This window comes from Pseudomonas rhodesiae, from assembly GCF_013285305.1.
In the GTDB taxonomy this organism is placed as follows: Bacteria; Pseudomonadota; Gammaproteobacteria; order Pseudomonadales; family Pseudomonadaceae; genus Aquipseudomonas; species Aquipseudomonas rhodesiae.
The window spans coordinates 5,049,031-5,062,648 of sequence record NZ_CP054205.1; the positions used below are offsets into that span (position 1 = coordinate 5,049,031).

Annotated in this window: 9 protein-coding genes; 6 read left to right on the forward strand and 3 right to left on the reverse strand. The window is 58.7% G+C overall.

What is annotated here, in order from left to right; all coding sequences use genetic code 11:
• The first annotated feature begins 161 nt into the window (after positions 1-161).
• From pgi to HRH33_RS22890, 5 genes are all read left to right on the forward strand, one after another.
• Complete coding sequence (pgi, locus tag HRH33_RS22870) at positions 162-1,826, forward strand: glucose-6-phosphate isomerase (protein WP_034100692.1); 1,665 nt, start codon at positions 162-164, stop codon at positions 1,824-1,826.
• A gap of 106 nt (positions 1,827-1,932) precedes the next feature.
• Positions 1,933-3,870: an acetate--CoA ligase gene (gene acs, locus HRH33_RS22875; protein ID WP_173603552.1), complete on the forward strand. Its 1,938-nt coding sequence runs from the start codon at positions 1,933-1,935 to the stop codon at positions 3,868-3,870.
• Positions 3,871-3,886: 16 nt separating this feature from the next.
• Complete coding sequence (locus HRH33_RS22880) at positions 3,887-4,756, forward strand: oxygenase MpaB family protein (RefSeq protein WP_167417895.1); 870 nt, start codon at positions 3,887-3,889, stop codon at positions 4,754-4,756.
• Between the two features lie 68 nt (positions 4,757-4,824).
• A complete protein-coding gene (locus tag HRH33_RS22885) occupies positions 4,825-5,841 on the forward strand; it encodes a class I SAM-dependent rRNA methyltransferase (RefSeq protein ID WP_167417894.1) in 1,017 nt (338 codons plus the stop codon).
• A gap of 87 nt (positions 5,842-5,928) precedes the next feature.
• Complete coding sequence (locus HRH33_RS22890; protein ID WP_167417893.1) at positions 5,929-8,862, forward strand: DUF748 domain-containing protein; 2,934 nt, start codon at positions 5,929-5,931, stop codon at positions 8,860-8,862.
• A 233-nt stretch (positions 8,863-9,095) separates the two neighbouring features.
• On the opposite strand, the gene HRH33_RS22895 is transcribed toward HRH33_RS22890, so the two are convergent.
• Complete coding sequence (locus HRH33_RS22895) at positions 9,096-9,437, reverse strand: winged helix-turn-helix transcriptional regulator (RefSeq protein WP_123479374.1); 342 nt, start codon at positions 9,435-9,437, stop codon at positions 9,096-9,098.
• A 150-nt stretch (positions 9,438-9,587) separates the two neighbouring features.
• Here HRH33_RS22895 and gstA point away from each other — a divergent pair, with 150 nt between their 5' ends.
• Complete coding sequence (gene gstA, locus HRH33_RS22900) at positions 9,588-10,217, forward strand: glutathione transferase GstA (protein WP_167417892.1); 630 nt, start codon at positions 9,588-9,590, stop codon at positions 10,215-10,217.
• Between the two features lie 232 nt (positions 10,218-10,449).
• Here gstA and HRH33_RS22905 read toward each other — a convergent pair whose 3' ends face one another.
• Positions 10,450-11,052, reverse strand: coding sequence for a BON domain-containing protein (locus tag HRH33_RS22905; RefSeq protein ID WP_167417891.1), 603 nt, complete (start codon positions 11,050-11,052; stop codon positions 10,450-10,452).
• A 295-nt stretch (positions 11,053-11,347) separates the two neighbouring features.
• Positions 11,348-13,453, reverse strand: coding sequence for a polyribonucleotide nucleotidyltransferase (gene pnp, locus HRH33_RS22910; RefSeq protein ID WP_034100707.1), 2,106 nt, complete (start codon positions 13,451-13,453; stop codon positions 11,348-11,350).
• Positions 13,454-13,618: the final 165 nt, after the last annotated feature.

Consider the following 13,618-nt stretch of genomic DNA (forward strand, 5'->3'; position numbering starts at 1 on the left):
AGCACAGACAAAGCCAAGACATATGCCCACGCTAGGTTTAATGTAATCGCCCTGCGCTATGGTTAGCGCTGTCTGGAACCCAGCCCTTGATAAAAGACTGGATGTTCCGGGCTTTGAAGTGTCCTAAAGGCAGTCCCCGTAATAAAAGGAAACCCGCAGCGATGGCGTACTACCGCACTCCTCATGACGTTACCGCTCTGCCCGCCTGGCAAGCGCTCACTCAACACCGCCAAGCCATGCAGGATTTCAGCATGCGCGAAGCGTTCAATGCCGATCCCCAGCGTTTTTCCCAATTCACCTTGAGCAGCTGCGGACTTTTCCTCGATTACTCGAAAAACCTGATTACCAGCGAAACCCGTGACCTGCTGGTGGCCCTGGCCAAGGAAGTCAATCTCAAGGGCGCCATCGATTCGCTGTATGCCGGCGACCCGGTCAACTCGTCCGAAGGCCGCCCGGCCCTGCACACGGCACTGCGCCGTCCGGTGGGCGACAAGTTGTCGGTCAACGGCGTGAACATCATGCCGGACGTGCACAAAGTGCTGAATCAGATCACTGATCTGGTCGGCCGCATCCATGACGGCTTGTGGCGTGGCTACACCGAAAAACCGATCACCGACGTGGTGAACATCGGTATCGGTGGCTCGTTCCTCGGCCCGGAGCTGGTCTCCGAAGCCCTGCTGTCCTACGCTCATAAGGGCGTACGCTGCCATTACCTGGCGAACATCGACGGCAGTGAGTTCCACGAACTGACCATGAAGCTGCGCGCCGAGACCACGCTGTTTATCGTCTCGTCGAAATCCTTCAACACCCTGGAAACCTTGAAGAACGCCCAGGCCGCACGCGCATGGTACCTGGCCCAGGGTGGCTCGGAAGCCGAGCTGTATCGCCACTTTATTGCGGTGTCGAGCAACAACGCGGCAGCCGTGGCCTTCGGTATCCGCGAAGAAAACATCTTCCCGATGTGGGATTGGGTCGGCGGCCGTTACTCGCTGTGGTCGGCCATCGGCTTGCCCATCGCCCTGGCCATCGGTATGTCCAACTTCAAGGAATTGCTGTCCGGCGCCTACACCATGGACCAGCATTTCCAGAACGCGCCGTTCGAAGCCAACATGCCCGTGCTGCTGGGCCTTTTGGGCGTGTGGTACGGCAATTTCTGGGGTGCGCAGAGCCATGCGATCCTGCCGTACGACCACTATCTGCGTAACATCACCAAGCACTTGCAACAGTTGGACATGGAATCCAACGGCAAGAGCGTGCGCCAGGACGGCACGCCGGTGTCCACCGACACAGGCCCGGTGATCTGGGGCGGCGTGGGGTGCAACGGTCAACACGCGTACCACCAGTTGCTGCACCAAGGGACTCAGTTGATTCCGGCCGACTTCATCGTGCCGATTGTCAGCTTCAACCCTGTGTCCGATCACCATCAGTGGCTGTACGCCAACTGCCTGTCCCAAAGCCAGGCGCTGATGCTCGGCAAAACCCGCAGCGAAGCCGAAGCCGAGTTGCGTGACAAGGGCATCGCCGAGGAAGAGGTGCAGAAGCTGGCGCCGCATAAGGTGATCCCGGGCAACCGTCCGAGCAACACGTTGGTGGTCGAGCGCATCAGCCCGCGCCGCCTGGGTGCTCTGGTCGCCATGTATGAGCACAAAGTGTTCGTACAAAGCGTGATCTGGGGTATCAACGCCTTTGACCAATGGGGTGTGGAGCTGGGCAAAGAACTGGGCAAGGGCGTGTACAACCGCCTGACCGGTGCCGAAGAAACCTCGGCCGAGGATGCTTCGACCCAGGGCCTGATCAACTACTTCCGCGGGCGTCACCGCGGCTGATCGCACTGCCCGCAAGGCCAACGTCCGTTTGGACGTTGGCCTTGCCCCCTCCCCACGCTGGGTGCATCTTTATGCCTTGTCCCGACAACAAGAATAAGGACCGCTCATGTTCGATATCAGCACGTTTCCCGCCGCCGATGCCGTCCGCCGGGCAGCACAACTCAGTCAAGAGGACTATCAGCGCCTCTACCGCCAATCCATCGAGCAACCCAATACTTTTTGGGCCGAGCAGGCCAGCGTTTTTCTCGACTGGACAACCCCATGGCATACCGTCCAACTGTCAGATATCAACACCGGTGCCGCCCAATGGTTCGCCGGCGGCCAGTTGAACGTCAGCTATAACTGCATCGATCGCCACCTCCAGCACCGCGCCGATCAGCCGGCCTTCATCTGGGAGGGCGACGATCCTACAAATTCCAGCAAGATCACCTACCGCCAACTGCACCAGAACGTTTGCCGCCTGGCCAACGTGCTGAAAAGCCGTGGCGTGAAGAAAGGTGACCGGGTGTGCATCTACATGCCCATGATCCCCGAAGCCGCCTACGCCATGCTGGCCTGCACGCGCATCGGCGCGGTGCACTCGGTCGTGTTCGGTGGTTTCTCGCCGGATGCCCTGCGCGACCGCATCCTGGATGCCGATTGCCGCACCGTGATCACCGCCGACGAGGGCGTGCGCGGCGGCAAGCCGGTGGCGCTGAAAAACAATGTCGACAAAGCCCTGGCCAGTTGCCCGCGTGTCAGCACCGTGCTGGTTGTGCAACGTACCGGCGCGGCCGTGAATTGGAGCGACGGCCGTGACCTGAAATATCAAGAAACCCTGGCCGCCGCCAGCGATGATTGCCCGCCCGAGCCGATGGACGCCGAAGACCCGCTGTTCATCCTGTACACCTCCGGCAGCACCGGCAAACCCAAGGGCGTGCTGCACACCACCGGGGGCTACCTGCTGCAAGCGGCGATGACCTTCAAGTACGTGCTCGACTACCGCGACGGCGAAGTCTTCTGGTGCACCGCCGATGTCGGCTGGGTCACCGGCCACAGCTATATCGTGTATGGACCGCTGGCCAACGGCGCCACCTCGCTGATGTTCGAAGGCGTCCCCAGCTACCCGGACAGCTCGCGCTTCTGGCAAGTGATCGACAAGCACCAGGTGAATATCTTCTACACCGCCCCCACCGCGTTACGCGCCTTGATGCGTGAAGGACACGGCCCGCTGGAAAGCACTTCCCGCGCCAGCCTGCGCCTGCTGGGGAGCGTAGGCGAGCCCATCAACCCGGAAGCCTGGGACTGGTACTTCAACGCCGTGGGCGAACAACGTTGCCCGATTGTCGATACCTGGTGGCAGACCGAAACCGGCGGCATCATGCTCAGCCCGCTGGTCAGCGCCCAGCGCATCAAACCCGGCTGCGCTACCCAGCCGATGTTTGGCGTGCAGCCGGTGCTGCTGGACGAACACGGCCACCCCTTCACGGGCCCAGGCAGCGGCGTACTGGCAATCCAGGCCAGTTGGCCGGGGCAGATCCGCAGCGTCTACGGCGATCCGCAACGCATGATCGACACCTATTTCAAACCCTACCCTGGCTATTACTTCACCGGCGACGGCGCGCGCCGCGATGAGGATGGCGATTACTGGATCACCGGGCGCATCGACGATGTGATCAACGTCTCCGGCCACCGCATCGGTACTGCCGAAGTGGAGAGCGCTTTGGTTCTGCACGACCAAGTGGCCGAAGCCGCGGTGGTGGGCTATCCCCATGATGTGAAGGGTCAGGGCATCTATGCGTTTGTCACGCCCATGAACGGCGTGGAGCCCAGCGATGCGCTGAAAAAACACCTGTTGGAACTGGTCAGCCAGGAAATCGGCAGCTTTGCCAAGCCGGAACTGCTCCAATGGGCACCGGCCCTGCCGAAAACCCGTTCCGGCAAGATCATGCGCAGAATTCTGCGCAAGATTGCCTGCAACGAGCTGGACAGCCTCGGCGACACCTCAACCCTGGCCGACCCCAGCGTAGTGGACGGCCTGATCGACAAACGCTTGAACCGATAGGAAGCCTCACGTCGCCATGGAATTTATCCGCAGCCGTATCGAAAGCCAGTTGATGAGTCTGACGGGGCTGTCACTGGGCCAGTTGGACCTGGAGAACCCCAAGGGCGATCCAGGCCTGTTCGGGCCGGATTCGGTCAGTTGGCAAGTGCATGGCGACTTCAGCAGCATGCTGATCGGCGGGATCAGCGCATTGATGCTGCAAGCCCTGCACCCCTTGGCCCTGGCCGGGGTGTGGGACCACTCGAACTTTCGCCAGGACATGCTTGGACGTCTGCGACGTACCTCGCAGTTCATTTCCGGCACCACCTTCGGCGCACGCAAGGACGCTGATTGGCTGATCGAGAAAGTGCGCACCATCCACCTGCAAGTGGTCGGCCACGCCCCGGACGGGCGCCCCTACGCGGCGAGCGATCCGGCGCTGCTGACGTGGGTGCATGTGGCGGAAGTGAGCAACTTTCTCGCCGCCCATCTGCGCTATCGCAACCCACGCCTCTCAGGCGCCGATCAGGACCGTTACTACAGCGAGATTGCGCTGGTCGCCGAACGCTTGGGCGCGCAGAACGTACCGCGTTCCAGGCAGGAAATTTCTGAGTATCTAGAGCTCATTCGCACCGAACTGCTATGCGACGAGCGCAGCCGGGAAGTGCTACGCCTGCTGCTCAATGCGCCCGCGCCCAGCCCCTTGGCCAAGCCGTTTGGCGCTTTGATGATGCAGGCCGGCATCGACCTGCTGCCGGATTGGGCCAGTGAAATGCTCGATCAGCATCAGAGCCCGCTGCAGCGCCGGATGATACGAGCCGGGGTCAAGCGCAGCGCACCGTTGCTACGCTGGGCGATGCGCGATGGTTCGGTGCAACGCGCCCATCGACGGATGGGGTTGCTGTAGGCCGCATCCCTTAGCTGGTAGACTTCGCGCCCTCATTGCCCACATTTACCTAAAGCAAGGCGCGCTCCATGTCTCCCCTGAACCAGGCGCTGCGCGCCGCCCTCGACCATCGCCAAGACTTGATCCACGAGCTGCATACTCAAGGCACCGATTGCTACCGACTGTTTCACGGCAGCCAGGAAGGCGCCGGCGGCTTGACCATCGACCGCTATGGCCCGCAGTTGCTGGTGCAGAGTTTCCATCAGTCACTGCAAGCATCCGACTTGCTGGACCTGCATCGACAGATCAACCAGCACATGGGCATGGAGTTGCTGCTGGTGTACAACGACCGCTCCCGAGGCAACTCGCGGATCGATCGCGAAGACTCGGTGTACCGCGCCGAACCCGCCGCTCTGCAAGACCTGGTCGGCCACGAGTGGGGCCTCAATTACCGTGTGCGCGGACGGCATGCCGGGCAGGACCCGCTGTTGTTTCTCGATCTGCGCAACACACGTGGCTGGGTCAAAGAACACGCCACCGGCAAGAGCGTGCTGAACCTGTTCGCTTACACCTGCGGTGTGGGCCTGAGCGCCGCTGCCGGGGGTGCTCGGGAGGTGTGCAACTTGGACTTCGCCGAAGGCAACCTGGCGGTCGGGCGCGAAAATGGCCAGCTCAACCCCCACCTGCAAACGATGAAATTCGTGCAATCGGACTACTTCCCCGCCATTCGCCAATTGGCCGGCCTGCCGATCACTCAGCGTCGCGGGCAGAAACTGCCCAGCTACCCGCGCCTGGAGCAGCGCCAATACGACCTGGTATTGCTCGACCCACCCGCCTGGGCCAAGAGCGCCTTCGGCACCGTCGACCTGTTGCGCGACTATCAGAGCCTGCTCAAGCCCGCCCTTCTAGCTACCGCCGATAACGGCGTGTTGATCTGCTGCAATAACTTGGCAAAGGTCAGCATGGACGACTGGCGTGAACAGGTGCTGCGCTGCGCGGAAAAAGCCGGGCGCCCTGTACGTGATTGGAAAGCGATGACTCCGGGCGCAGATTTCCCATCGCAAGATCACCAGCCGCCCCTGAAAACGCTGATCCTGCAGCTGTAAGATTCGTCCCAAACGCCCGGCTCTTCGGAACCGAAAACCCGTGCCATACTCCAAGGCACTCCTTGTTCGACATAGATGGCGTCACCCATGCCCAAAGGATTGATCCGCGCCGCCGGCGCCTTGTTGACTGCCCTGGCCTTGTACAGCTTGCTGGGCTTTTTGATCCTCCCCGGCATTGGCCTTCGCATTGCCAACCAACAATTGGCCGAGTACGCCACAGTGCCGGCACGCATCGAGCGGATCGAACTGAACCCGTTCAGCCTTGAGCTGACGGTCTGGGGCCTGAAAATAGGTGACCCGGGCAAGGAGCAGCTGGGCTTCGAGCGTCTGTATGCCAACCTTCAGGTCGACAGCCTTTGGACCCGCGCCCTGCATCTGGCCGATGTGCAACTGGACAAGCCCACGACCGAATTGCTGTTCGACAAATCCGGCCAATTGAACCTGGCGCAGTTGTTCAAACTACCACCCAGTGAGCCAACACCGACTGATCCTGACGCCAAGCCCTTCCCGCTGCGTGTGGACAACATCAAACTGGCCGGTGGCTATTTGCACTTTGAGGACTTGCGCCCCAGCGAGCCCATCGAATTCCTCTACGACAAACTCGACTTCGAACTGAAGAACCTCAGCACCCTGCCTGAGGACAATGCCGACATGACCCTGGTCGCGGCCGGCCCCGAGGGCGGGCATATCGACTGGAAAGGCAATTTCAGCCTGGTGCCGATCACGTCCCAGGGCATCCTGAAGGTCACCGACGGCAAAATGAAAGCCTGGTGGCCGTATGTGCGCGACGCACTGCCCTTGGTGCTTGAAGATGGCGTACTCAATTTCAGCACCGAATACACCTTCAGCCTGGCCAAAGAAACCCAACTGAACCTGACCAACACCGCCGCCAGTATCGCGCCGTTTGCCATCAAGGCGCCGGACGGCCGGCCACTGGTACGATTGGAGCGTCTGGACGTCAGCGACACCACCGTGGACCTGGCCAAACAGCAAGTGGTCGTCGGCAAAATCCGCAGCAATAAGCTCGAAACCTGGGCCGCGCGTGAGGCTGACGGGCAACTGGACTGGCAAAAACTGTTCGCCAGCCAACCGAGCAAACCGGCCAAGGCACCGGAGCCGGCCAGCGCCCCTGCCACCGCCGATTCGCCCAAGGCAGAACCCGCCGCGCCCAGCAAGCCATGGCAAGTGCTGCTCAAGGATGTGCAACTGCGCAACTACCAAGTGCATCTGGCTGATCGTCAGGCCAAGCCTGCGGTCGCACTGGAACTGGGCCCGCTGAACGTCGACATGCAGAACTTCGACAGCCTCAACGGCAGCCCCTTCAACCTGAAAATCGATAGCGGCTTAGGCAAACAGGGCAAGCTGCAGGCCAGTGGTGAGGTCAACCTCAACCCGGTCAGCGCCAGATTGAAAGTCACTACCCAGGACATCGACCTGCGTGTCGCCCAGTCCTATATCAGCCCCTTCATACGCCTGGAGCTGCGTAGCGGCATGCTCGGCAGCAATCTGGACGTCAACCTCAAGAGCACCGAACCGCTGGCACTCCAAGTCACTGGCCGGGCTCAGGTCGACCAACTGCACACCCTCGATACGCTCAAGACTCGCGACTTTCTCAAGTGGCAGCGTCTGGTACTCGAAGGCGTGAATTACCAACATGGCCAAAGCCTGTCGATCGATAAGGTCAACCTGCTGCAGCCGTACGCCCGCTTCATGATCAACGATGACCGCACCACCAACGTTGATGACCTGCTGATTCCACAGCCGGCGGACACTGGCGCCAAGTCGGCGGCCAAACCGGCTGCGAGCAAAGACAAGCCGCTGGGCATTCGCATTGGGCAGATTGCGATCAACGACGGCTCGGCCAACTTTGCCGACTTCAGCCTCACCCCTAACTTCGCCACGGCGATTCAACAGCTCAACGGTCAGATCGGTACCATCGACAGCCGCCAGGCCAAGCCCGCCAGCGTCGACATCAAGGGTAAGGTCGACCGCTATGCGCCCGTGACGATCAAAGGCAGTGTCAATCCGTTCGATCCGATGGCGGCGCTGGACATCGCCACCAGCTTCAAACGGGTCGAACTGACCACCCTCACGCCTTACTCAGGCAAGTTCGCCGGTTTCCGTATCCGCAAGGGCCGCCTGAACCTCGACCTTCATTACGTGATCACCAAAGGCCAACTGAAAGCTGAAAACAAAGTGGTGGTCGAACAGCTGCAATTGGGTGAAAAAGTCGACAGTGCCGACGCGGTGGATTTACCGATTCGTCTGGCCATTGCACTGCTCAAAGACAGTGACGGCAAGATATCCATCGAGCTGCCCGTCAGTGGCGACCTCAATAACCCCCAATTCAGCGTTATGCCGATCGTTTGGCAGACCCTGCGAAACCTGGTGGTTCGCGCCGCCACGGCGCCTTTCAAATTCATTGGCGGGCTGGTCACCGGCGGTGGTGCCGAAGACTTGGGTAACGTCTCGTTCGCACCGGGCTCCAGCGAATTGAGCAAGGACGCCGAAGACGCGCTGAATAAACTGGCCACGGCGCTTAAAGAACGCCCTACCCTGCGCCTGGAAATCGAAGGCACCGCCGCCGCCAGCAGCGACGGGCCATTCCTGGCTGAACAGCGCTTGGAACGCGAATACCAATACAACTACTACAAGATGCTGCAACGTCGGGGCGACAAAGTCCCGGCCCAGGCCTCCCTGTTGCAAGTACCGGAAAGCGAGAAAGCGCCCCTGCTGGAAGGCATCTACCGAACCCGCTTGAAACAGCAGCCGCCCGCGGAGTGGAAAGACCTGAGCCGAGACGAGCGTTCGGCGAAGCTTAAGGACGGCGTGATCAAGTTCTGGAGCACCAGTGATGTGCTGTTGCGCCAATTGGGTCAAGACCGTGCCAGTACCATCAAGGACTACTTGGTGGATAAAGGGCAATTGGAAGACGATCGGGTTTACTTCATTGATGCGCAGTTAGGCCAGGCTGAAAAAGACGGTAGCGTGGTGACGCCAATGCATCTGGATGCCGAGTAGTGAGGGGGCGTATCTAGGCGCATTGTGGCTGGGGCCGTGCTCGTACTGGGGCGCCGGTTCCAGTAGTGTCCGTCCGGCCCGGCCCAGACGCCAAAGACGATGATGCCTACCTCACGCCAAGTCACAGTCTTGGCGTATTTTGAAGGAAGCCCTCAAACGGCTGCAGGCGCAGCCGGTAATTGAGATCAGCCAGCTACCGCAGCCTACGTGGAATGGCCGCTAACTAAGGCACGTTAAACTGGGCCGACGCCATCAACGCACTGGCGACTCTTGACCCATAGCCCAAACTGTTTCATTACCTCAACCACAGGCTCTAACCGCCGTCCGTCGAGTGTGAGCTCATATTCAACCGTGACGGGCACGGTGGGAAATACTGTACGTTTGACGAGACCTGCTTCCTCAAGAGCGCGTAAATCGAGGGTTAACATCCGTTGGGAAATAGCGGGGATGTCCCGCCTAAGCGCATTAAAGCGCTTTGGCCCATCGAGCAGGTATGAGGCAAGGAGCAGACGCCAGCGACCACCGAGCAAACGCATCGCTTCTTCGACCGAGCAGCCAGATATATTGTCTTTCATGGTCAAAATCCTAGACGGATGTAGGTATATTTTTTGTACCTATACTACAAAATAGTGCGTTCTTCCTATTTTATACCTGACATCTAGAATGAGCTGAAGCCACCTCTCTGTTGGAATTGAAAGCGCTTACCCATGCTCTGGAGTCTGTAAATGAAGCTGTACTACATCCCCGCATCTTGCTCCTTATCGCCCCATATCGTCATGAATGAGCTTGGTCTCGACGCCACGCTGGTTAAAGTCGATCACAAGAAACACCTCACCGAATCGGGCGCCGATTACTTCGAGGTCAACAGCTTCGGTTATGTGCCCGCAATCGAGCTGGACGACGGCACTATCCTGCGTGAAGGCCCAGCGATCGTGCAGTATTTGGGTGACCTGAGGCCGGAGATTGGGCTTGTTCCCCCCAATGGCACCCTGGATCGATACCGACTTCAAGAATGGCTGAGTTTCCTGACGTCGGAGATTCACAAAGGGTTCATTCCGCTGTTGTACGCCACACTCGCAGGTAGATACGTAGACACTGCCAAGCTGAAGTTGGAGAAGCGCTTCGCCTGGATTGACGAACAGTTGAGTACTCGCCCATACCTCATGGGTGATTCCTTCACTGTGGCGGATGCCTATTTGTTCGCATTGACAGGCTGGGGGCAGGCCGCCTGGCTGACCAGTTATTACAAGGCCGACATTCACTTCGACAATTTGCCTAACCTACATGCCTGGTATGACCGGGTTAAAGTGCGTCCTGCCGTTCAAAAAGCGTTGCAAGAAGAAGGTCTTGCGTGAACGAGGGTGTAGGCCGAATCGAGATAGCTATGGACAATCGATGCCAGCTCCCCCGGTGCAGTAGGCTCGCTTGTCGCAGTCGGCCTTAAAATAGAACAGGCCCCGACACAAAGTGCCGGGGCCTGTAATGACCACTTCCGTGTGGTCGGTCGCATGAACCTCAGAGGTGCATTGAGTGGATATCTAACTCACGCGCCGCCGCCGCTAAGTTGTTCAGACGAACTGTTGAGCGTTACTCGGCTTTCAGACCATCAGCCGATACAGCTTTAACGCCTTTGATTTTCTTGGTGATCGCAACAGCAGTGGCTTTCTGCGATTCAGTAACTGGGCTAGCGGAGGACAGGGAAACCACACCTTTGTTGGTTTCGACCTTGATGTCAGTGCCAGGAATGCCTTTCTCGGTTACCAGGTCAGCTTTGACCTTGGTGGTGATCCAAGTATCCGAAGTGGCTTCTTTGGACTTGTCGATGTTGTCAGCCTTAGCAGCGCCGCCAGCCATCAGGCCATCAGCGGAAACAGCGGTAACACCTTTGATTTTCTTGGTGATAGCTACGGCAGTCGCTTTCTGCGAGTCCGAAATTGCTACATCGGAAGACAGGGAAACCACGCCTTTGTTGGTTTCGACCTTGATGTCCGAACCTGGAATGCCTTTTTCGGTCAGCAGATCAGCTTTGACTTTGGTGGTGATCCAGGTATCCGAAGTGGACTCTTTAGCCTTGGTCATCTCGCCAGCAGCCAGGGTCATCGGCGCCTGAGTAGGTTGGGCGAAGGCGGCGTTGGCCATAGCCAGGGTCAGAGCGGTAGCTGTTGCGGTAGCGAGAGCGAACTTCTTCATACGAGTAACTCCTGTTTTATTAAAAGTCTGCAGCGTGTAAACCTCAATGCTGCAGCGTTAACAGGGATATTGCAGGCACTGTGCCAATTCTATTTCTTCGATTAAAACCTTTAAAAACAATAACTTACAAATCAACATTATTTCCGGAATCGTGCATATTGCATGAAGCGCTCAACACCTGCATGCAAGTTGCGGCTTTTGGGTTTGCATTAACCGTCTGATTTTTAGGCATTTTCCAGTAGCCATAAAAAAGGACTCCGAAGAGTCCTTTTTTCAGCTTGAGACCTAGGGGTGATTAAACGCCCGAGGCTTTGGCCGCTGCTACGTCCTTGATGGACAGCTTGATACGGCCGCGGTTGTCCACGTCCAGTACCAGTACTTCCACTTCCTGGCCTTCTTTGAGGATATCGGTCACCTTCTCCACGCGAGCGTCGCTCAACATGGAGATGTGAACCAGACCGTCCTTGCCTGGCAGGATGTTGACGAATGCGCCGAAGTCGACGATGCGCTCAACCTTACCTACGTAGATTTTGCCGATCTCAGCTTCTGCAGTGATGCCCAGCACGCGCTGACGCGCAGCTTCCGCAGCTTCCTTGGTTTCGCCGAAGATCTTGATCGAACCATCGTCTTCGATATCGATCGAGGCCTTGGTTTCTTCGCAGATCGCACGGATGGTCGCGCCGCCTTTACCGATAACATCACGGATTTTGTCGGTGTCGATCTTCATCGCGATCATGGTCGGAGCGTTTTCCGACAGTTCGGTACGCGACTGACCAATGATCTGGTTCATCTGGCCGAGGATGTTCAGGCGCGCTTCCAGGGCTTGGCCCAGAGCGATTTCCATGATTTCTTCGGTGATGCCTTTGATCTTGATGTCCATCTGCAGCGCAGTAACACCTTTAGCGGTACCGGCTACTTTGAAGTCCATGTCGCCCAAGTGGTCTTCGTCACCCAGGATGTCGGTCAGGACGGCAAACTTCTCGCCTTCCTTCACCAGGCCCATGGCGATACCGGCAACCGGCGCCTTCATCGGCACACCGGCGTCCATCAGTGCCAGGGAAGCACCGCACACGGAAGCCATGGAGCTGGAACCGTTGGACTCAGTGATTTCCGATACGACACGGATGGTGTACGGGAACACGTCAGCAGCCGGCAGCATGGCCTGAACCGAACGACGGGCCAGACGGCCGTGACCGATTTCGCGACGACCTGCACCGCCCATACGACCACACTCGCCCACCGAGAACGGAGGGAAGTTGTAGTGCAGCATGAAGGGGTCTTTTTTCTCGCCTTCCAGGGTGTCCAGCAGTTGTGCGTCACGGGCAGTGCCCAGGGTCGCAACTACCAGTGCCTGAGTTTCACCACGGGTGAACAGGGCCGAACCGTGAGTCTTCGGCAGAACGCCGACTTCGATGTTCAGCGGGCGCACGGTACGGGTATCGCGGCCGTCGATACGTGGCTTGCCGTTAACGATGTTTTCGCGAACGGTGCGGTATTCGATTTCACCAAATGCAGCTTTGACGTCGCTGGCGGAAGGCTGGCCTTCTTCACCGGACAGCTTGGCCACGACCTGATCCTTCAACTCGCCCAGGCGAGCATAACGGTCGGCCTTGACGGTGATGGTGTAGGCGTCGGAGATGGCAGCGCCGAACTCAGAGCGGATGGTGCCCAGCAGTTCGGTGGCTTCAGCTTGCGGAGCCCAGGTCCAGGTTGGCTTGGCGGCTTCGGCAGCCAGCTCGGTGACCGCTTTGATAACGGCCTGGAATTCGTCGTGGGCGAACAGCACAGCGCCCAGCATCTGGTCTTCGGTCAGCTCTTTGGCTTCCGATTCAACCATCAGTACGGCTTCCGAGGTACCGGCAACGACCATGTCCAGGCTCGACGCTTTCAGTTGCTCGTAAGTCGGGTTCAGCAGGTAACCGGTGCTTTCGTGGAACGCAACGCGGGCAGCGCCGATCGGGCCATCGAAAGGAATGCCGGAGATGGCCAGGGCAGCCGAAGTACCGATCATCGCAGCGATGTCCGGATCGGTCTTCTTGCTGGTGGACACGACGGTGCAGACAACCTGCACTTCGTTCATGAAGCCTTCTGGGAACAGCGGACGGATCGGACGGTCGATCAGTCGGGAAGTCAGGGTTTCTTTCTCGGAAGGACGCCCTTCGCGCTTGAAGAAACCGCCAGGGATCTTACCGGCAGCGTAAGTCTTTTCCTGGTAGTGAACGGAAAGAGGGAAGAAGCCTTTGCTAGGGTCAGCGGTCTTGGCGCCAACAACGGTCACCAATACAGTAACGTCGTCATCAACGGTAACCAGCACTGCGCCGGAGGCTTGACGGGCGATACGGCCTGTCTCGAGGGTAACGGTCGACTGACCGAACTGAAATTTTTTGATAACCGGGTTCACGGTGTCCTACCTTCTTTGTGGCTCTTGGGGAACTTGTCTTCTTGCGAAATTCTTGGGCAATGCCGGGAATCGGCCCGACGCTCGTCCAGGGTAAAACGTGTATCCAGATAAAACTTGAGGCTGGAAGCCTGCCATGGGCCAGCGGGATTCCACTGACACACGGCA

Excerpts from the sequence above, each read along its gene's own strand:
- pgi (WP_034100692.1), top strand. The coding sequence starts at position 162 with ATGGCGTACTACCGCACTCCTCATGACGTTACCGCTCTGCCCGCCTGG.
- acs (WP_173603552.1), top strand. The coding sequence starts at position 1,933 with ATGTTCGATATCAGCACGTTTCCCGCCGCCGATGCCGTCCGCCGGGCA.
- HRH33_RS22880 (WP_167417895.1), top strand. The coding sequence starts at position 3,887 with ATGGAATTTATCCGCAGCCGTATCGAAAGCCAGTTGATGAGTCTGACG.
- HRH33_RS22885 (WP_167417894.1), top strand. The coding sequence starts at position 4,825 with ATGTCTCCCCTGAACCAGGCGCTGCGCGCCGCCCTCGACCATCGCCAA.
- HRH33_RS22890 (WP_167417893.1), top strand. The coding sequence starts at position 5,929 with ATGCCCAAAGGATTGATCCGCGCCGCCGGCGCCTTGTTGACTGCCCTG.
- HRH33_RS22895 (WP_123479374.1), bottom strand. The coding sequence starts at position 9,437 with ATGAAAGACAATATATCTGGCTGCTCGGTCGAAGAAGCGATGCGTTTG.
- gstA (WP_167417892.1), top strand. The coding sequence starts at position 9,588 with ATGAAGCTGTACTACATCCCCGCATCTTGCTCCTTATCGCCCCATATC.
- HRH33_RS22905 (WP_167417891.1), bottom strand. The coding sequence starts at position 11,052 with ATGAAGAAGTTCGCTCTCGCTACCGCAACAGCTACCGCTCTGACCCTG.